At 68.2% G+C, this 18,313-nt stretch carries 18 protein-coding genes and 1 pseudogene; 6 read left to right on the top strand and 13 right to left on the bottom strand.

The window, feature by feature from the left end; translation table 11 throughout:
- The first annotated feature begins 135 nt into the window (after positions 1-135).
- Positions 136-2,457, top strand: coding sequence for an SF1B family DNA helicase RecD2 (recD2, locus tag ACFF45_RS19985; protein WP_381347768.1), 2,322 nt, complete (start codon positions 136-138; stop codon positions 2,455-2,457).
- A gap of 148 nt (positions 2,458-2,605) precedes the next feature.
- Here recD2 and ACFF45_RS19980 read toward each other — a convergent pair whose 3' ends face one another.
- The 11 genes and pseudogenes from ACFF45_RS19980 to ACFF45_RS19930 all read right to left on the bottom strand — a co-directional run bounded on the left by ACFF45_RS19980 (position 2,606) and on the right by ACFF45_RS19930 (position 12,045).
- Positions 2,606-2,677, bottom strand: coding sequence for a hypothetical protein (locus tag ACFF45_RS19980; RefSeq protein ID WP_381347813.1), 72 nt, complete (start codon positions 2,675-2,677; stop codon positions 2,606-2,608).
- A complete protein-coding gene (locus ACFF45_RS19975) occupies positions 2,674-2,844 on the bottom strand; it encodes a DUF397 domain-containing protein (protein WP_381347767.1) in 171 nt (56 codons plus the stop codon). Before ACFF45_RS19975 ends, ACFF45_RS19980 begins: the two co-directional genes overlap by 4 nt.
- Positions 2,841-5,135, bottom strand: a complete 2,295-nt coding sequence (locus tag ACFF45_RS19970; protein ID WP_381347766.1) for a tetratricopeptide repeat protein — start codon at positions 5,133-5,135, stop codon at positions 2,841-2,843. Before ACFF45_RS19970 ends, ACFF45_RS19975 begins: the two co-directional genes overlap by 4 nt.
- A 50-nt stretch (positions 5,136-5,185) precedes the next feature.
- Entirely contained in the window at positions 5,186-5,590 is a 405-nt protein-coding gene (locus ACFF45_RS19965; RefSeq protein WP_381347765.1) for a hypothetical protein, read from the bottom strand.
- 235 nt (positions 5,591-5,825) lie between these two features.
- A complete protein-coding gene (locus ACFF45_RS19960) occupies positions 5,826-7,037 on the bottom strand; it encodes a PIN domain-containing protein (RefSeq protein ID WP_381347764.1) in 1,212 nt (403 codons plus the stop codon).
- A 350-nt stretch (positions 7,038-7,387) separates the two neighbouring features.
- A complete protein-coding gene (locus tag ACFF45_RS19955; RefSeq protein ID WP_381347763.1) occupies positions 7,388-8,359 on the bottom strand; it encodes a hypothetical protein in 972 nt (323 codons plus the stop codon).
- A gap of 306 nt (positions 8,360-8,665) precedes the next feature.
- On the bottom strand, positions 8,666-8,863 hold the full coding sequence (locus ACFF45_RS19950) for a hypothetical protein (protein ID WP_381347762.1): 198 nt from the start codon (positions 8,861-8,863) through the stop codon (positions 8,666-8,668).
- The gene (locus tag ACFF45_RS19945) at positions 8,860-9,459 is read right to left on the bottom strand and encodes a DUF6907 domain-containing protein (protein ID WP_381347761.1); all 600 of its coding nucleotides are present in this window, start codon (positions 9,457-9,459) and stop codon (positions 8,860-8,862) included. Before ACFF45_RS19945 ends, ACFF45_RS19950 begins: the two co-directional genes overlap by 4 nt.
- Positions 9,456-9,605 carry a hypothetical protein gene (locus ACFF45_RS19940; protein ID WP_381347760.1) on the bottom strand — a complete coding sequence of 50 codons (150 nt, stop codon included), beginning with the start codon at positions 9,603-9,605 and terminating at the stop codon, positions 9,456-9,458. The genes ACFF45_RS19945 and ACFF45_RS19940 overlap by 4 nt, the downstream gene beginning before the upstream one ends.
- A gap of 1,430 nt (positions 9,606-11,035) precedes the next feature.
- Positions 11,036-11,326: pseudogene (locus ACFF45_RS19935) on the bottom strand (tyrosine-type recombinase/integrase); the annotation flags it as partial.
- The gene (locus tag ACFF45_RS19930) at positions 11,260-12,045 is read right to left on the bottom strand and encodes a DNA glycosylase family protein (protein WP_381347759.1); all 786 of its coding nucleotides are present in this window, start codon (positions 12,043-12,045) and stop codon (positions 11,260-11,262) included. The gene ACFF45_RS19930 and the pseudogene ACFF45_RS19935, both read right to left, overlap by 67 nt.
- A 418-nt stretch (positions 12,046-12,463) precedes the next feature.
- Between ACFF45_RS19930 and ACFF45_RS19925 the strand changes: the two genes are divergently transcribed.
- Positions 12,464-12,724 (top strand): hypothetical protein, encoded by a 261-nt coding sequence (locus tag ACFF45_RS19925; protein WP_381347758.1) that lies wholly within the window; start codon positions 12,464-12,466, stop codon positions 12,722-12,724.
- Between the two features lie 150 nt (positions 12,725-12,874).
- On the top strand, positions 12,875-13,150 hold the full coding sequence (locus ACFF45_RS19920) for a Mu transposase domain-containing protein (protein ID WP_381347757.1): 276 nt from the start codon (positions 12,875-12,877) through the stop codon (positions 13,148-13,150).
- Between the two features lie 140 nt (positions 13,151-13,290).
- Here the strand turns inward: ACFF45_RS19920 and ACFF45_RS19915 are convergent, their stop codons facing one another.
- A complete protein-coding gene (locus ACFF45_RS19915; RefSeq protein ID WP_381347756.1) occupies positions 13,291-15,573 on the bottom strand; it encodes a TOMM precursor leader peptide-binding protein in 2,283 nt (760 codons plus the stop codon).
- Between the two features lie 32 nt (positions 15,574-15,605).
- A complete protein-coding gene (locus ACFF45_RS19910; protein ID WP_381347755.1) occupies positions 15,606-15,806 on the bottom strand; it encodes a hypothetical protein in 201 nt (66 codons plus the stop codon).
- A 254-nt stretch (positions 15,807-16,060) separates the two neighbouring features.
- On the opposite strand from ACFF45_RS19910, the gene ACFF45_RS19905 reads away from it, so the two are divergent.
- From ACFF45_RS19905 to ACFF45_RS19895, 3 genes are read left to right on the top strand one after another with little or no spacing between them, the layout of a single operon-like run.
- On the top strand, positions 16,061-16,753 hold the full coding sequence (locus ACFF45_RS19905) for a tryptophan 2,3-dioxygenase family protein (protein WP_381347754.1): 693 nt from the start codon (positions 16,061-16,063) through the stop codon (positions 16,751-16,753).
- The gene (locus ACFF45_RS19900; RefSeq protein ID WP_381347753.1) at positions 16,750-17,601 is read left to right on the top strand and encodes an alpha/beta hydrolase; all 852 of its coding nucleotides are present in this window, start codon (positions 16,750-16,752) and stop codon (positions 17,599-17,601) included. Before ACFF45_RS19905 ends, ACFF45_RS19900 begins: the two co-directional genes overlap by 4 nt.
- Positions 17,586-18,233 carry a 4'-phosphopantetheinyl transferase family protein gene (locus ACFF45_RS19895; protein WP_381347752.1) on the top strand — a complete coding sequence of 216 codons (648 nt, stop codon included), beginning with the start codon at positions 17,586-17,588 and terminating at the stop codon, positions 18,231-18,233. Before ACFF45_RS19900 ends, ACFF45_RS19895 begins: the two co-directional genes overlap by 16 nt.
- Positions 18,234-18,313: the final 80 nt, after the last annotated feature.

Here is an 18,313-nt window from a genome sequence, read left to right as displayed (position 1 = left end):
GTGACGCCGTATACCCCCGTTCAGGTGAGGAGATCCACCTGGTCGGGTGACATCCGGCACCAAGGTGCCGGTGCTCATCCATTCTGCAGAGAGCAGCCTGCTGTAGCGCTCGCTGCACGCACCTCTGGAGAACCCGTGTCCGACGAACCGCACTCGACCTTCCCCGATGCGGTCGAGGGAGTAGTCGAGCACCTCTTGCACGTCAGTTACGACGAGCGCACGGTGTTGCGGCTGAGAAGAACGGCGGACGACGATCCGGGCATCACTGTCGTCGGCAAGGCGCTCTTCGGCGTCCGGCCTGGGGAGTGCGTGCGGGTGAGAGGCAGATGGACTCAGCATCTCCGCTATGGCGGCCAGTTCCTGGCTGAGCGCTGCGATCGCACGATGCCCGCCGACGAACGGGCCATCCGGATGTATCTCGCATCGGGAATGATCAGGGGTATCGGGCCAGCACTCGCGGGGGCGATCGTGGACCGGTTCCGTGACCAGACCCTAAAGATCATTGACACCGAAGTGCAGCGCCTGCTGGAAGTCCACAACATCGGCGACATCCGGCTGGCCCGGATCACGGCAGCGTGGCAGGAACAAAAGTCCATCTCCGAGATCATGGTGTTCCTACAGAGCTTGAACATCACTCCCGGGCTCGCGGTGAAGATCTGCACCGCATACGCCGACACGGACGACGACCCCATGCACATCGTCCGACGTACCCCTTACCGCCTGTGCCGCGATGTACGGGGCATCGGTTTTGACAAGGCCGACAAGATCGCCCTCGCCGTAGGGATCCCGAAGCACAGCGACGAGCGTCTGCAGGCAGCCCTCACGCACGAACTGGACCTCGCTGCAGGCCAGGCAGGCCATTGCCACCTGCCCGTACGCGTTCTGCTGTTCCGGACCCGCACTCTGCTGAAGGACGACGACCCAGCGACCGCTGAGATCCTGGACGACGTGGTCTTGCGCCACGCTTTGAAAGCACTGTGCGACCAGAGCGAGGTGATCATCGAGACTCTGCCGCTCCCTGCCAGGGACGGCACCGGAACACTGGTGGACACGGAGATCGCTGTACTCCCGCGCCTGCACCGCGATGAAACACAGCTCGCCCACCACGTACGGCGCCTGCTCAGCGCCCGCTCCCTGCTCGCCGAACTCGCCCCCTGGGCCGACCGATTGGCTGAACTGGCCACCAGCGAGACGGCCGGGCTGACCGAGGAACAACACCACGCGATCCTCACCGCCCTTACCAGTCCCGTGTCCATCCTCACCGGCGGTCCAGGCTGCGGGAAAACCCACACTTTGCGCACCCTGGTCGAGATCGCCGACGAAGCCCACGCACAGGTCGCGCTCGCTGCACCCACGGGAAAGGCCGCAAAGCGGCTGGAAGAGACCACAGGCCGGGACGCGATGACTGTCCACCGACTCATCCGCCCACCGGACGGCCATACTCTCTTCGATCACGCCAGCCCGCTCGACTCCGCCGATCTCATCGTGATCGACGAAGCATCCATGCTGGACACCAACCTCGCCCGCAAGCTCACCGCCGCGATCCGCGATGGCTGCCACCTGCTGCTGGTCGGCGATGTCGACCAGCTGCCCAGCGTCGGCCCCGGGCGGGTGCTGCGCGACCTCCTCGACGTCGACCACATTCCCCGCACACGACTGACCCGAGTCTTCCGCCAGCACGACGACAGCGCCGCAATCGTCCGCAACGCCCATCGCATTCTGCGCGGTGAGCTGCCCGAGGATGATCCGAAGGCTTTCTGGAACAGGCACGTTCCCGACCCGGAAGAAGTTGCCCAGCGCGTAGTGGACTTGGCCGCGGATCTCATGCCCCGCCACTTCGGCGTACTACCCACCGACATCCAGATCCTGTGCCCGGGCAAGAAGAACATCGCCGGCATGACCGACCTCAACTTGCGTCTCCAGCTTCGGCTAAACCCGCCTGCCGACGACAAGCCCCAGCACTACCACGACGGCAATGCCTTCCGGCTCGGCGACCGCGTCCAGCAGATCCGCAACAACCCACATCGAGGTGAGGCGGGCATCTTCAACGGCAGCAGCGGCACTATCACCGCCCTCGACCTGGAAGCCCACACGCTCACCGTCACGTTCGACGATGCCGAGGAGGCCACGTACCCGTTCGCTGAACTTGACGAGCTCATTCACGCCTACGCACTGACTGTCCACCGCTCACAAGGCAGCGAATACCCGTACGTGATTGTCCCGGTTATCAGGGAGACCGGAGATCTGCTCCTCCAGCGAAATCTGCTGTACACCGCGATCACTCGCGCCCGCCAAGGAGCCATGATCATCGGACACGCCGAGGCAGTCGAGCGAGCGATCGCCAACAACCGCACCCTCCGGCGTAACACCGCCTTGACACATCGCATCACCGACACTCAGCCGACCGTGCCGGCACCACGACGGAATCCAGTCACCGGCCAGCTCGCCTGGGACTGAACGCCAGCGATGAAGTCCTCGGAGCAGCCCAAGCATGGATGATCGTCGAACGCCCCAGGTGCTCCGCCGAGGGACGAGCGGCCCGTTCCGCCCACCCGCACGCCAGGAACGGTTCGCACCTGTAAGCCTGCGCCGAACAGGCTGGTACCTAGATCGGAAACTCCCCTCGCCGGACTGCGGCTATGAAGTCCAGCCATGCGTCCGATCTGAAAACGATCACTGAGTCGTCAGGGTCTTTGGAGTCCCGGACAGGGGCCTGGCCCGGTGGGGGGGGGTAAGTATTTCCAGGCAGGCGTTCTCGTTGCCGCTGTAGCTGCTCTTACGCCAGACGCGGATGATCGTTTCGTTCAAGGTTGCGTGTCCTCGCCGGAGATCGGAATCGTTCATGTGTGCTCTTCAGCGGTGGCCAATTCGTACACCTCGCGGCAGTTGAGTGTGCCGGGATGTTCGGGGCCCAGTACGCGGGTGCTGGCCGCGAGGGTGTGGGCCACCAGATCCCGTGCCTGTCGGCGGTGCCCGGCGCCGATGAGAATGCGGGCGAGCCGGGTCTGGATGGCCAGGGTATGGGGGTGCTCCGGCCCGAGGATGCGTTCGCGGGCTTCTGCCACATTCCTGGCAATGTGCTCCGCCTCGGGCCAGTTGCCCTGGCGGAGGAGGATGCCGGCCAGGAGATCCTGGGCGTTCAGGGTTCGGGGGTGTTCTGGGCCCAGGACGTGTTCGCCGCCGCTGACTGTGGCACGGGCGAGGGTTTCGGCTTCGTCCAGCTGGTCGTTTCTGGAGAGCACCCAGGCCAGGGCGATCCTGCTCTGGAGGGTGTGCGGGTGCTTGGCGCCCAGGGCGCGTTCGCTGAGTGCGAGGTTGGGCCGGGCGAGGGCTTCGGCCTCCGCCCAGCGCCCCTGTTCGCCGATGGCGTCCGAGAGGCAGGCCCGGCTCTCCAGGGTGTCGGGGTGCTCTGGCCCCAGGACTCGGTGGCGTCCGTCTGCCGCATGCCGCATGTGCCGCTCGTCCTCGGCGAATCTGCCGAGTCCGTACAGTGCGAGGCCGAGGGCGTGGGCGCTGGCCAGGGTGTCGGGATGGTCGGCGCCGAGGAGAGTTTGGCGGGCGTCCAGGGTTTCTTGGTGGAGATCAGCGGCTTCGGCGAATCGGCCAACTCCGGTGAGAGCGCGGGCGAGTTCGTGGCGGTCCGCCAGCGCATCGGGCGTCGCGTCGTCCCGTGTGGCGGCGGCAGCCGCTTCGCCCAGAGCATGGGCGGTGGCGTAGTCGCCGCGGGCGTAGCTCTGGAGGCGCAGCCCGCGGACGACGGCTAGCGCGGGCGCCAACGCCCGGCTGCTCGTGCTGGCGGAGCGCCGCAGCAGTGCCGTCGCGTGTGGAGCGAACAGACGCAGGCTCTGGCTGTCGATGTACTGGTCGTCGCTCGTGGCCAGGAGCTGTGAGAGGAGTTCGGCTGCGGCGGTGAGCACGATGTCGCGTTGGTCGAGCGGGATCCGGGCGGCGACGGTGTCGAGGAGCAGGGCATGGGCCTGCACGGTACGTACGGTGGGCCGACCGGAGTCTCCAGGGACGTCCTGAAGGGAGATGAGTGACTGGGACTTCAGCCCCATGACGGCGGCGTTGGCCCCGCTACCAATCAGAGAAGGATCCGCCTGCGCGAGGGCCGTGGCGTCCAGGCGGGACGGGGTGAGCAGGCCGACCGGCAGGGGATCGGGTGCGTAGCATGACAGCACCCGCAGCACCGTGGTCGACTCGGGGAGGCCCTGCCGATGAAGGGCGTCCAGCGACAGTTGCCAGGTACTGCTGATCAAGCGGCGTAGATCGCGTTCGCCGGGCTCGGCGCCCAGGTCGAGAACGGTGCTCGGATCGTGCCGCAGGCGCTGGAGGTAGTCGCGGACGGTCACCGGTTCCAGGACCTGCTGGCCCAGATAGGTGCCGGCCAGCATCAGAGCGAGCGGGTGGCATCCCAGACTGTGCGCCAGTTGCTCCAGCGCGGCCAGGTCTGTGTCGCCGACCCGGAAGTCCAGCAGCACATCGACGGCGTCCGACACATCAAGTACGCCGAGGGAGTGCGACGCGGCACCGTGCCACAGCGGAGCGGCGCCGTGCCGGGTGGTGACGAGTACGGTCCCGCGTGGGCTGGAGCGCAGCCACCCGGGCTCCTGGAAGATGGCGGGCTCGTCGGCGTTGTCGAGAACGAGGAGCCAGCGTTCGGCCGAGCGGTCGAGGTAGTGCCAGACCAGGTCCGCCGCCGGGCGTCTGCCGGCTCGGGCGGCGTCGACCTCGTCCTGGGAAGCACCCCGGTCGGAGGCTACGGCGAGCATTCCGGCGCGGAACGAGGTGGTGCTGGAGGCGTTGACCCACAACCCGGTGATCCCGTGGCCGCCGACCGCCTCGTCGAACACGGTCAGTGCCACCGCGGTCTTCCCGCAGCCGGGCATGCCGTGCACGATGTGGATGCCTTGCGGCTCGGGCTCACTGCCCAGGATGGCGGCCAGGAGCGCGCGTCGGAGGTCTCGCCGGTCCCGGATCGGTGAGTGCATCCGGGCAGCCAAAGGGACGCGTACCGAGTCCGGCCCCGCCCATTGCTGATCCCCCAGGGCGCCGAGGGTCGCGGCAATGTGAGTGTGGTACTCGGTGATGTGCTGGTCACGCTCGGCGCGGAACAGCCGACCGTGATCGCTCACGGCGGTGCGCGGTACCGGCGCCTCGGGCGAGTTCGGTTCCACGCCCTCGGTCACCGTTCGGTGATGTGCTGGTCACGGCCGGCCTGGTAGACCCGGCCGCTGCCGGATACCTCGGCACGCAGGTGGACCACCGGGGCCGGGATCTCCTCCCCCGCAGGAAGCAGAGCGCGAGACTCCTCCAGGACACGGAGCAGCTCCTGCGCGATGTCCGGATCGGCGATCAGCAGGCGGCGCAACCGCCCCTGCCACTCACCTGCCAGAGCCTGCTCGCCGAGTGTGTCGCCTTCCTGCCGAGCAGCCAGGATCTCCGCCCGGGTCACCTCCAGGTCGTTGCCGACTTCTTCGGCCTGGGCGGGGCGCACACGGCGCCACAGCCCGACGATGCCGTCGCGGGTGTGCTGCCAGACATCGGTTGCCATCAGCGCCACGACGGTGGCGCTCGCGGTCTGCGCCATCACCGTCAACTGTGGATCCATGCTCCCCCCGAACCACCTGTATCTCGCATCTTCCCCATGATAGGCGGAAGTTGGCATGAACGGGCCGTGATCCGGCCGCAGCGCCGTACATGCGGCTGACCTCGTGCATGGGACGGCGCCTACGTGTCCAAGGGTGTAGTACGCGCTCGACAACTACCCTCTAGATTAGAGGCGTTGGTGGTGCGCGCCGTGCAGAGACACCCCAGGGAAGCAGTCACTCTCCGGTGGGGTGTACGGCGAGCAGTCTGTTTACGATGTCCTCGAATTCAGCGCCCAGGTCGCCAGGCAATTCGTGGAAGCCGATGCCGCTGAATTTCCGGAGGTCCGTGTGCTGGTGTGGCGAGGGGAACCCTTCGGGGCGACTCGGGGCAGCGTTCAGGAATCGTGTTGCTTCTTCCGATGTCACTTCAGCCGAGGGGCCGCTGCGTAGGACTACTAGCCGGGAGCCGTCCTGTGGTGTGAACAGGACACGCGTTTCCCAGGAGCTCCAGGCGGACGCCACGGCGAAGCTGGGAGTCAGGACCAAGGCCAGGCCGCCGAGAATCCAGCGGACGGTGGCGGTGCACCACTCGTTTTCGGCGACCTTGTAGGTCTGTATGTCTCGGACGGAGTCGAGGACGGCGACCGGCGGTTCGGTCCAGCCGGCCAGCCACTCCTGCGCCAGGCGTTGGAGGTCTCCTGTACGGAACGTGGACATCTCGTAAGGTGACCGCCCGAGGTGAGCCTGCATGTTGTCAAAGGCGCGGTCGCTGATGGTGGCGCAGACCTCCGAGGTTGCTAGCACTTCACGGATGCGCTCAACGGGGACGTCGGTTGGTTCCGCGATGCGGGAAACGACCGCGTCGACGTCGATGAGGTGGACGAACCGATCCTTCAGGCCGTCGAGGTCCTGGTCCATGGGGTATTCGTAGGCTGAGCCGTCGCCGAAGTCCTTGGTGTTGGCACTGACGAAGTAGACCGTCTCGGCGGGGTGAGCCTTGGCGTACTCAATCGCCGACAGCCAGACGGCGACGTCACGATAACCGCTCTTGGGGCCGCGTCCGCCAGCCTTCTCCGCCTTGCTCGCGGGAGGCAGCGCGTTGGCTTCGCGGAGGGCCGCCTCGCGGAGCGCGGCATCACTGGTGGGGATCACGTTGACGATGCCGCGATATGCCGCGCGCCAGTGTTCGCGGACCCTTTCGGGGTTGCGGGCGGTCATCATTCCAGGCAGCTCCCATGGGGTGGCTCGTTGCAGCGTTTCGAGAGCGCCGACGGCGGCTGCGTACTTGGTCATGTAGGTCACAGCATGCTGCGCTGCCAGCTCTTCCATGACGATCCAGGGAACAGCGACGTCCTCGATTCCAGACTCGCGGATCGTCCTGAGCAGTTCGGCGCTCGCGCTCTCAAGGCCGAGGCCGCGGATGATGCAGGTGTCCAGAATGATCAAAATGCGCTCCATCCCCAGGTGTGATGAGCCACCCACTTTCCCAGTCGGAGCCATACCGCGACCAGGCATTATCGTCGGGACAGGGAGGTATCTCATTGACACACCCCCAGGAAGCTGGACGAGTCGGCGGTCCCGACTCGCTCAGTGCGCGGTCATCGCCGACCGCCTCACCTTCGGCGGCAACCTCATCCAGACCGGAGCCGAGTCCTACCGCCCGGCCCCCAGCCGCCGCACAGCACTCCGCCGGCTGAGCTGGGCCGCCGCCCCACAAGTCCTGGCGATCATGGAGGCACGCGTCCCCTTCGGCGAGAACCACGATCAGGACGACGTGGATGCAGGTGCCTTGCCGGTCATGCGTCACCATGCCGCGCTAGCCCGTGCTCTTCGTGGGCAGGCTGCTGGATGGCCTCCTCGTCGAACTGACCCAACTCGACTCGAAGACGCTCTGCCTCGGCCTCGGCTTTTCGCAACCGCCGCTCCAAAGTGGACCGCGATGGCGTAGGTGCGGCGCTCACCGACTTCGCCGGTTTTCGCTGCCGAGGGATGAGCCATCCGATTCGCTCGTAGGCCAAGATCCATCGTGCTTCTGTACAGGTGTAACACAGGGTTTCCGGTCGCGGTGTCGGCCAATTTTCTGCGAGCATTCGCCTGGTGTGCTCCCGATCCCGCTCGGTCTGCAGTTCCGGGTTTGCGAGCCACACACGCTCGAACTCGGCGGACATCTGCTGCACTCTTTCCGGGGCCGCCCGATGAGGCCCAGAGGCAGGCACCCAGTCGAGTTCCGGGGCGATGGCCTCGGAGAGGTGACCACAGGCCAGTGTCACTGTCCAGAATGCAGACGTATGTGGCTCGTCGTGACGGATCACCGACCACGCCTGAGGATCCATATAGTCGGGCGGCTCAACAGGATCGGCGGGAAAGCTCACCTCCTTGCGCTCTCCCCACTCGGCGATGTCGCGATACGGCTCGGGTGGTGAGTCGGCGTGCCTACAGATCATCTGCCCCATCGGAAGCGGCCAGTTGTGAATGGGTTCGTCCCACTGCATCTCGTGTGGCGGTACACCGTCCTCGCGAGTGATGACCTCAGTGATACAGCCGCAATCAAGCTGGACACGCCATCGGAAGGCGCGTGACAGGTCCGGTATCAAGAACACCCAAAGTACTCGTGGGATGCGCTTGCGCATTTCGGCGGTCTCCGCCTCGCACTCCCGCAGCACCTCGTCGCGTGGTCTGGCCTTGCCGGGGAGTCGCTGCAACGCAGGAGGGCTCGTCGGCCTGTTCGGTAAGAGAAGAAGTCGATTGTTGGTCGAAGAGTCAGCCATGAACTGTCCTCGGTACCCAGTCGGTGCTGCCGTTCAGTGTTCAAGAGAGCAGGCCGTGAGCGACCGGTGGTGACGCTACAGATCCAGGGAGTGCGTCGCCGACGGCGTCTCGCCGGTTCACCCACAGGAGTGAACCCTCGCGGTGGATTGTCTTCTTGCGGAGCCCGCGAACTACCTCCAGCCGTAGTTGTGTTCTTCCGGACCGTAAGGGCTCCAGCGTCCCAGATAGGGCTTCAGTTCACCGTGCGAGCGGCGCGCATGGCGAGGCCCACGTTTCGGCACGGAAGGCGATTCTCGCCGCGGAGTTCATGCCCTGGCTTCGCAGCGCTCTCGGGCGATGATCTGCAGGAGCCAGTCGAAGACGGCGTCGGGGTCGCCAGCCTCCTTGATGAGGTCGCCGACGGCGTCGAGGCATTCACCGACGGACGGGTCGGCGCTCTGCTTGGCGTCCTCGATGTCGACGAGTGCGCGGGCCACGGCTGCACTGTGGGGGGCGGTCGTCATGATGACCCCTCCGCCCGGGGAGAGGTCATCTGGGCGCGCATGGCGCGGAGTCCGTCCAGAAAGTCGGCGAGGTTGTCGATCACGGTGTCGAACTCGGCCGTGGTCAGGAGGACGCCGTCCCCGCTGGAGTTGAAGGACACGCACGGCGTCTCGTCGACGAGGTTCTCGTCCGACACGAGTTGCGCGGACAGCAGCTCGTCATAGTGGACGCGCATGCCTGCGGGGATGGGCAGTCGAAGCTCGGCACCGATGTGCTCGTTGAGGATCTCGCCGTTGTCGTAGCGGTGGCCGATGCAGACGCCTGGAGCGCACCACGAGTAATGACGGGGTTCGACGGGCGGGGCCGCGTCTTCCCCCAGGTGGGTGATGAGGCTGCGGACGACGTTCACGCGCACGTCGGGGTCCTGGCCGGCCGGGACGACGACGAGGCGGCGACCATCCCGCAGGGCGAGGTAGTGGGCGTAGAACTTGTCGCGGAGGTACTCGTCGAGGCTGGTGGTGTCCCACTCCACGAGTTGCAGGTTGTACTCGGTGGTCAGGGCATCGAGGGTGCTGCCGGGGTTGGGGACAGGGCCGGTCATCGTGGCGGTGGTCATGCGTGCACCTCGCCCTCGCTGCACTTCGTCAGGACGCGGCGGAGGGTGGCGGTTGGGACGAAGCCGGACCGGCCGCCGTGGGTGAGCCGGATTCGGCCCTCCACCTCCTCCAAACGGGCGGGCAGGCCGCCGATGACAGCCACCATGCGCAAAGGCTTGACAGAGACGAGTGAGCAGTAGTCGGAGGGAGTGGCGGGGACGTGCTGGTCGCTCGGGTGCGATGTAGCCGTTGACACCTCGGGCTGTACTTTGGTGTTCACGCGTGTGTCCGTTCTGTCTATCCGGCGATAGGCATGTTGCGTGCCTGACGGGAGCGGTCGATGGAACCCCGGCTCGGCCCGGTGCGCGAACACCGGATCAGGGTGATGGCTTCTGTCTTGTCCTCGCAGTCGCCCTAGTAAGAGTGATCCAGGGGCACACCCCTCCATCGAGGGACCGTGTCAACATGAGCCAGGCGAACTTCGCCCCGAAGGAAACAGATCAGCGGCTTCAAGGCTGTTGGGAGGGGAAGCCGTGATGTCGGTCTCGGTATCTGCGTCGGCCTTCGTCGCCGCCCTCATCTCCGGCGGTGACGAAAGCACGGAGGGTGTCGTCCAGGTCCGGGACGTCCTCAGCCCCAGGCGAGTTGCCCGGTGGGTGTCTGACCGTGCGGGGTCGGCACAGCGGACGTCGCGTGGGTGATGCGGTGGCTCAGGGCCGTGTTGCGCCGGTGGGTGCGGCTGTTGGCGAGGGCTCGTTCGACGGCCCCGCTTCGGCCGATGAGCATGACGCCCTGGCGGGCGCAGGTGAAGGACGTCCTTGCCTGTGACGAGCGTTCCTGGCACCGGTACCACCGGCTCTGCGATGAGCGACAGCGTGGTCGGGCTCGCGCCTGGCTGGCCGAGGAGGGCTATCGCCCGAGTCGTCCTCGTACTGCGGCGGACGGTGCCATCTTGACCCGTGCAGGAGCAGGAGGAACTGGCCCTTGTATGGCTGTACCGCAGCCGAAGGCTCGCCGAATCCGTACGGTGCGGTACGAGGCCGAGAACGTGGGCGCCCGCCCGGGCGTCGCGATGGTCGCAGCCGACCATCGCCTGTACCTTCCGCGCCTGCCCGGAGTTGCAGTTCCGAGCCGCGCCTTGTTGACTGCCTACAGTCCGACCCTGCTCAGCCAAGAACCGCGCCCCGGGCTCCACTGGGTGGTCCCTGTTTTGCGCTCGTGACGGCAATGGGAGGCCAGGGGGAGGCCGGACGCCTTTGGACCAGATGGACGAGACAACATGGACCAGAACGCCGCATGTGTTCTGATCAGCCAAAACTGGAACCGGCGGCACAGGACGGCACCCTGCGTCACGATCACTAGTGTGCTCGTAATGCGTAGGTCTCGGGTTCGAATCCCGAAGGCGGCTCCAGAGAAGTCCAGGTCAGATACCCGCTGACCTGGGCTTTTTCTTATGCCCGGACCAGTCGGGGGCGGAACGCGATGATCTTCGCACCCTCGTGCGTGCCCATTCTGCTGAGCAGGAACCGGTGCGACCTCGACGTTCGTCGGCTCGGCCTCGGCGACGACTGCAACGGGACGTCGTACGGCCCCCCTCGGAACGATGGCGGCCGTAGCCTCGGCGGCGTCGCGCGCAGCCTTGGGCATGACCGACTGATAGATGTCCCGCGTGATCCGGCTGTCACTGTGACCGAGGGTCTCGGACACGATCTTGACGTCGGCGCCGGCCGCGAGCATGAGCGAGGCGGCGACGTGCCGCAGATCGTGCAGCCGGATCGGTGGCAGACCGGACAGCTCGACGAGCCGCTCGAACTGGTCGGTCAGCCAGCCCGGGTGAATCCACTCGCCGTTTTCCTGAGTGAACATCCGGCCCGTGTCCTGCCACGCTCGCGGTCGGAACCCGGGAAGGCGAGCCCGGGTGCCGCTTTGCCGGCCCACGTGTGCACGGCGAGGTCACCGTGCGGGTAGATCGAGAAGTCGCCCGTGTAGTCGGCCGCTGCTGCTGCCGCGGTCCACGGGCCGATGCGAGGTACCTCGACGAGCTCTTTGATCAGGCTTTCGGCGTCGAGGGTCGCCCACATTTCGCCGCGGTCGAGGTATGCCTCGGCGGCGGCGCGTAGGGCGCTGGTGTTGAACCTGCACCCGACGGCGGCGTACCCCTTGTCGGAGAGTTGCAGCAGGGTCTCGGGAGTTGGGGCGAGGGAGAGCTCGCCGGCGGCCGTGGTGAAGCCGCGCCCGTACGCGGCGTAGAGGCTGTGGTGCCGCTTCCTGGCCTGCCCTGCGGTCACGACTTGCCGGAGCAGCGCGGTAACGATCGCGTCCCACAACGAGGGGTTGTTGAGGCGAGCCACCGTGCCGAGGGACACGAGCTCGTCGAGCAGAGGCTCGGCGCCGTCGGGCGCGGCGGGCAGCTCAATCGAGGACGTGCAGGCGACGGGAGGCTGCTCGGCGGCGGCGTCACCCGTAAGCGGCCACAGGGCCAGGTGTCGAGCCTTGTCGCTCCAGACGGCGAGCCACGCGGCCCCCTGGTGTTCGACGACGCGGGCACGCTCGCCCTCGGGCGTAGTCAGCCATGCGGGGTGTTCCGTGATGATCGTCGTACTCATGAACTCAATTCCGTTCGGGGGTAGCTGCGTTCGTTGGATCGGCACGGGTCGGCCGTCCGCAGTTCGAGGTATCGCAGGGGGCACACCGACCACTCGGCGACCGCCCCGTTCCCGAATACCAAGGTGAAGCCGCAGCGTTGGCCCGAGTTGAGGAGTCCGAGGGCGTGAAGCCACCCGGAATCCGCCCACTCGACGGCGCGAGCGGTTTCTCGGGGTGTCATGCCGAACACGTGGGCCGTTCGGATCTGAACGCGCATCGTCCGTACGGCGCTCGTCGCGCTGGGGAGGACGCGCGGGGCCTCGACAGGCACGGCACGGCGCGAGTTTTGCGACGCGTAGCGCGCGACGGTGAACATGAACCCCTGCGCAACTGTGACGCTCACCGTGGCGGCCGGGCCGCTACTGGTCGACGATAGCGGTGTCGGGCTACTCGCGGGTGATCGCCGCGCGGATGCTGCCCTCCCGAACCACCGGCGACCTGATCGACGGCCACTGGCGGCTGCTGAACGGATGGGGTGCCGTGCCCAAAACGATGGTCTGGGACAACGAGGCCGGGGTCGGCCGCGGCAAGCTCACCGCGGAGTTCGCCGCATGCGCGGGCCTGCTCGCCACCAAGATCCATCTCTGCCGGCCCCGCGACGCGGAAGCGAAAGGGCTGGTCGAGCGGGCGAACGGCTAACTCAGGACCTCGGTCCTGCCCGGCCGCACGTTCAGCGGCAGCGGCGACTTCAACACCCAGCTCACGGCCTGGCTGGCCGTCGCGAACCGGCGCCTGCACCGCACTCTGCAGGCGCGTGCCGCCGAACGCTGGGAGGCCGACCGGGTCGGGATGCGAGCCCTGCCGCCCGTCGATCCGCCCGCCTGGTGGCGGGCGCAGACCCGCATCGGGCGCGACCACTACATCCGCGTAGACACCAATGACTACTCCGTGCGGGTGGCGATCCGGCGCACCGTTACCGTGCTCATCGGTGAGGGGATGCGGACCCTTGAGGAAGTCGGGCGAGCCATTTGCGAGGCCTCTACTGTCCCTGTAGTCGGTTGGTCGAGTTCGTGGATGCGGGCCGACGCCGGCTTCGGCCGGTCGTCCGTACTCCCGCCCGGGTAAGGCGCTGAGCAGCGAGTGGTTCGCCGAAGTCCCGCACCCGGCGGCGCTGGGTGCGGGGCCTTGGGCAGCGTCTCGTGCGGAGCGTCCCGGCGGGGAGCGAGACGGTTGGGCGCGGCGGTCACATCAAGGCGGTGCCGTTGTCAGACGAAGAGTGGTGTGGGGTTCAACTTCTCGTACAAGGTGGGCTCGCGGAGACGACCCAGCTTCACCGGCACGTCGAACAGGCGCCCCGGGGCGAACCGGGCCCAGAAGTGCCGCAGTCCGGGAACGATCACCTTCACCACCGGCAGGCCCAGGTCGGGACGCCGCTGGTCGAGCACCAGGAGTTCCAGGCCCGTGGTGCGGACCAACTCGGTGATCGAGTGAACGTCGTCGAGGAGGTCGGGGCGGTGAGAGGTGGGCCAGTGACCGGGGCCGCGCGGCGCCACCTGGGGATCCGGTGTCAGATAGGCCTGGTTGGTGATCGTGGCGTGCCGCCACCAGCCTGTCGGTTCGGGATCGTCGATCCGGTACCCGGACCCGTCGGGCAGGACGTCGCACACCGCCGGCAGCAGCTGCCCCATCTCGGTGAGCGCGCGCCGCAGAGCCGTCCGCGGGTCGAAGTGGGCGCCGAACCCGAAGATGACGTCCTGGGCCGGTTTGTCGAGACGGCGGGAGAGCGCCGCCATGACGGGGATCCCGAAGTCCGAGGTCAGGTCGAGGACCCAGATGTCGCGGTGGACGCGCCGGTATCCGTGGCGCAGCCGCTCCACGTAGGGCTCGTCGAAGGCGTCCAGATCGACCAAGGGCTGCCGGGTGCGGTTGTACCACCACAGGGCGACCGCGTCCCGCTCGACCAGTTCGAGGAAGCCCTGCAGGAGAGCGTCCTCGGGACTGCTGCCGGCGGCGTTGCCGTTCGAGTCGGCCCACAGACCGTCGTTGTGCTCGGTGCCCGTCCCCGTCCCCGCGAAGTAGAGCATCGACGTGGGCAACAGGCGCTGAGTGTTGTGGGTCAGGGACCAGACAGGGGTCCAGTCGGTGGGCCGTGTCTCGTCGAAGCGGGTGTTGACGTGCTGGAACCGGGAGTGGGCCGCGTTCCAGCGCTCCCGCTGGACGTACTGCTGGTCCGCGTACAGCTGGCAGTCGTTCGGGTGCAGGGCCGCCGCGCCGAGGCCGCGGTAGGAGTCCCGTACCACCGGCTCGTCGCCGTGCCGGGTTCCGCTGTAGCGCTCCACCGCCTCGCACAGGGCGCTGGTGCGGGCCTCCGTCTCGGTCAGGCCCTTGCCGCCGCTGAGCGCGCGCAGACCGGAGCGCAGTCCGGCGAGCGTCGCGGACCCCATCGCCAGGTTGTGACCGGAGACGTAGGAGGTGACGAAGTCGGGGCAGCCGGGCGCCTGTTTGATCTCCTTGACGACACCGGTCACCGGGTTCACCAGATGACCGTACGTGCCGAGCATCTGCTGTGCCGTCAGCGCCCGGTGGCCGCCGCCGACGGTGACGGCCTTGAGGCGTGAGACCGGACGGAACGGGGCGCGCACCCGCCGGGTGACCAGATCCGGATCCCCGCACTCGGGGCACTGCGGGCGCCGGCTCACCGGATGCGAGGCGGTGCGCAGACGGACCGTGTCCATCGTGCGGATGTGACCCTGCTCCGGATCGCGCACCCCGGCCAGCCACTTCGTCGTCTCCAGGACGGCGATGCCGATGGCGAGAGAACGTCCTGCGGCCAGGGACGCGACGGGGCGGGGGAGCGGCCCGTCGAGCCCGAGGGCCCGCTGCACCGGCACCTCCGAGTGGCGGTGCCCGCGCAGCCGTACGGAAAGGCAGTGCCAGCAGGGGCCGTTGTCCGGTTGGAACACCGGACCGACCCACGGGTCCGTCCCGCACAGCTTCGCGAGCAGCCATGGCTGCCCGGCGGCGCGGTGTGCCGCGTCCACCGCGGCGAGTTGGGGTGACAGATAGTCGTCGCACAGGACGAGGGACAGGTCGGCGTCGGTGCCGGGCGGGGAGATCGTGATCCCCTCGACGCGACAGGCCCGCGCCACGGGATCCGCCGCCACTCCGGGCAGCGCCTCGACCGCGATGGTGGCGCCCGCGACGGTGGCCGCGGCTCGGCCGCCGTCCAGGCCGATCAGGTCCCAGTACGCCTCGGCGGCCGGGTTCGCGTGGGGCGCTTCGGGAACGTCGAACCGCAGCAGACCCGCACCGTCCAGGGCACGCAGTGCCGCCTCGGCGTCCTCGATGCCGAGGACCGGGGCCGCCTCGCGCAGCACGGCGTGCGGGCTGCGCGTACCGTCCAGGAGCGGCACCAGGACCTCCGCCGGGTGACCGTGCAGTGCCGTGACGCCGCGGCGCGACACCAGGTACGTCGCGTCGTCCGGCAGGACCGTGGGCCGGAGGTGGCTCTTGAAACCCACCAGGACACCGTCCCCCGAAGCGAGCACGGGGGACCCGTCCTTCCGTACGTCGGAAGGTCTCACGCGTCGGGCCGTCCAGCCCTCCGAGAGGCGGCCGGGGCAGCGGTCTCGGCCTGGACGCAGAACGTGGAGAGCGCGACCATGTGGTCCGCCACCGAGTCGAGTTCCTCGATCACGAGGACGGACCGGGTGGGGCGAGCGGGAACGGCGGTGTCGGCGCCGGCGGCCTTCAGCCGAATGCCGGAGGAAAGCAGATTCATGTGTCCATTCCTTAGTGGTCTAGTGGCGGGTGTTTCTGTTCCTCGCTGGTGCTGCGTGCTGCTCCGTGGAAGATTCTGCGAAGTCGGCCTCGCCGCGCACAGTGCCGGGTTCATCACTGCCGGATGAAGAATTCACGTGGGGCCCGAGGTGGCCCTTTAAGGCTCCGCTTGATCACGGTGATCCGTCCCGCGTCGCGTGGCTACGCTCACGGACACGCTCCTTTTCGGCCCCGTACGCGAGGAAGAAGGCCCCCGTGATTGCCGAGACCGTCGCTCTGCCCTACGGTCAAGTGCTACGGCTCGACGAGCTGTTGCGGACCGCCCGCGTCCACGACGACGACGTGGACCACGTCCTCTTCCTGGCCACCCACCAGTCCTGCGAGATCCTCTTCGCCGTCGCCCTGCGTCATCTGGAGGAGATCCGCGCGTCCCTGGACGCGGGCGACGCGGACAAGGCCGTGCGCCGGGCGGTCCCACTGCCGCGGCTCATGGCTACGCTGACCGGGCACTTCGACGGGCTCACGACGTTGACCCCGGCCGCGTTCGAGGGCATCAGGACCGCCCTGGGCGACGCCAGCGGGTTCCAGTCCGCGCAGTTCCGCGAGATCGAGTTCCTCTGCGGCCTGCGTGACTCCCGCTACCTGACCACGGCCGGCTTCACCGAGGAGGACCGGGCCCGGCTCGAAGTGCGGCTCGGAGAACGGACGGTGGCCGAGGCCTACCGGGACTTCGTCGACACGTGCGCGGACAGGGCGGCCGCCGAGCGGGTGCGGCTCGCCCTCCTCGAGTTCGACGACGCCGCGGCCGTCTGGCGGGCCCGGCACGCCGTGCTGGCCGAGCGCTTCCTCGGCACGGCCGTGGGCACCGCCGGATCCGAGGGCGCCGGTTACCTGTGGCGTGCCGCCCTGCGCCGGATGCTGCCCGAGGTCTGGACCCCCTTGCCGTGACCGGGACCGACCCGGCGCGCACCGGCCTCGACCGGGAGTACTCGCCCAGCTCGCGCGTCGCCGACCTCGACGTTCACCTCGCGCGGTACGCCGCCGACAGTGCCCGCGCCCGCGCCGACCTCCCCGTCCGCATGGGCGTGCCCTGCGGCCCGCTGCCCGAGCAGCGGCTGGACCTGTTCCCGGCGCCCGATCCGCGCGCCCCGCTGTTCGTGTTCGTGCACGGTGGTTACTGGCAGGAACTCAGCAGGTCCGAGGCCGCCTTCGCCGCACGGGACTTCCTGGCCGCCGGGTTCTCGTTCGGAGCGCTCGGCTACGGCCTGGCGCCGCGTCACCGGCTGCGTGACATCACCGCGGCCGTCAGCGACTCCCTGCTCCGTATCGGCACCGGCCGGGCCCATCTGCCCATGGCGCCCAGGGCCGTGCACCTCGGCGGTCACTCCGCCGGGGCGCACCTCGTCGCGAGCGCGCTTCTCGACGCCGACGGCCCCCACCCCTCGGGAACGTTCGCATCCGCGACGCTGATCAGCGGTCTCTACGACCTGGAGCCCCTGCGGCACACCTACGTCAACGACGCCCTCGGCATGGACGTCGACGAGGCCCGCGAATGCAGCCCGCTGCACCGCATGCCCACCCGGCTTCCCCGGCTCGTCGTCGCCCTCGGCGAGAACGAGACGGACGCGTTCACCGCGCAGCACCACCGGTTCGTCGCCGCCGCCCGTGAGGGCGGCACCGAGGTGACCGATCTCGTCGTGCCCGGACGCCACCACTTCGACCTGCCCTTCGACCTCGCGGACCCGGACACGGTGCTGGGCGCCGCGGTGCTGGGGATGACGTGCGACAGCCGCTGATCGAGGGGCTGTTGCCGTCGTACGCGGCCGGTGCCGAGGCCCGCGCCGACGTGACGGACGACGTCCTGTGCCCCGAGGAGCGGGCCGCGGTCGCCGGGGTGAGCGAGGGGCGGCGCCGCGAGTTCACCACGGTCCGGCAGTGCGCCCGCCGCGCCCTGACCGCGCTCGGCCACGCCCCCGCGCCTTTGGTACCGGACGGGCGGGGGGTGTCGCGCTGGCCCGACGGAGTGGTGGGGAGCATGACGCACTGCCGGGGATACCGGGCCGCCGTCGTGGCGCGGCAGCACGACGTGCGTGCGCTGGGGGTGGACGCCGAGCCCTGGCGCCCGTTGCGCGAGGGCGTGCTCGGCACGGTTTCGCTGCCCGGGGAACGCGAACGGCTGGCGGCACTGGAGGCGTCACACTCCCGACTGGCCAACTGGGACCGGCTGTTGTTCTGCGCGAAGGAAGCGGTCTACAAGGCGTGGTTCCCGGACACTGGGACCGGACTGACCTTCCGCGACGTAACCGTGGTGTTCGACCCGGCCGACCACACCTTCCGGGCCACCGTCCTGGTCGCTGACCGGCGTGACTTCACCGGCCGCTGGCTCGCGCGCGACGGGCTTCTGGTGGCCGTCGCCTTCGGCGGCTGAGCGGTGAGTTTCGTCGGCAGCTTAATACTCCAGTGCGGTTTCGTGATCTATCCAGCGGGTTCGCCGACGGCTCGTCGTCG

Origin of the sequence: Streptomyces cinereospinus (assembly GCF_042430725.1) — a bacterium.
In the GTDB taxonomy this organism is placed as follows: domain Bacteria; phylum Actinomycetota; class Actinomycetes; order Streptomycetales; family Streptomycetaceae; genus Streptomyces; species Streptomyces cinereospinus.
This window is presented reverse-complemented; position numbering and strand designations above follow the sequence as displayed.

Excerpts from the sequence above, each read along its gene's own strand:
- ACFF45_RS19965 (WP_381347765.1), bottom strand. The coding sequence starts at position 5,590 with ATGGCGCAGACCGCGAGCGCCACCGTCGTGGCGCTGATGGCAACCGAT.
- ACFF45_RS19920 (WP_381347757.1), top strand. The coding sequence starts at position 12,875 with ATGCGAGCCCTGCCGCCCGTCGATCCGCCCGCCTGGTGGCGGGCGCAG.
- ACFF45_RS19950 (WP_381347762.1), bottom strand. The coding sequence starts at position 8,863 with ATGACGACCGCCCCCCACAGTGCAGCCGTGGCCCGCGCACTCGTCGAC.
- ACFF45_RS19940 (WP_381347760.1), bottom strand. The coding sequence starts at position 9,605 with ATGGTGGCTGTCATCGGCGGCCTGCCCGCCCGTTTGGAGGAGGTGGAG.
- ACFF45_RS19975 (WP_381347767.1), bottom strand. The coding sequence starts at position 2,844 with ATGAACGATTCCGATCTCCGGCGAGGACACGCAACCTTGAACGAAACG.
- ACFF45_RS19945 (WP_381347761.1), bottom strand. The coding sequence starts at position 9,459 with ATGACCACCGCCACGATGACCGGCCCTGTCCCCAACCCCGGCAGCACC.
- ACFF45_RS19955 (WP_381347763.1), bottom strand. The coding sequence starts at position 8,359 with ATGGCTGACTCTTCGACCAACAATCGACTTCTTCTCTTACCGAACAGG.
- ACFF45_RS19910 (WP_381347755.1), bottom strand. The coding sequence starts at position 15,806 with ATGAATCTGCTTTCCTCCGGCATTCGGCTGAAGGCCGCCGGCGCCGAC.
- ACFF45_RS19930 (WP_381347759.1), bottom strand. The coding sequence starts at position 12,045 with ATGAGTACGACGATCATCACGGAACACCCCGCATGGCTGACTACGCCC.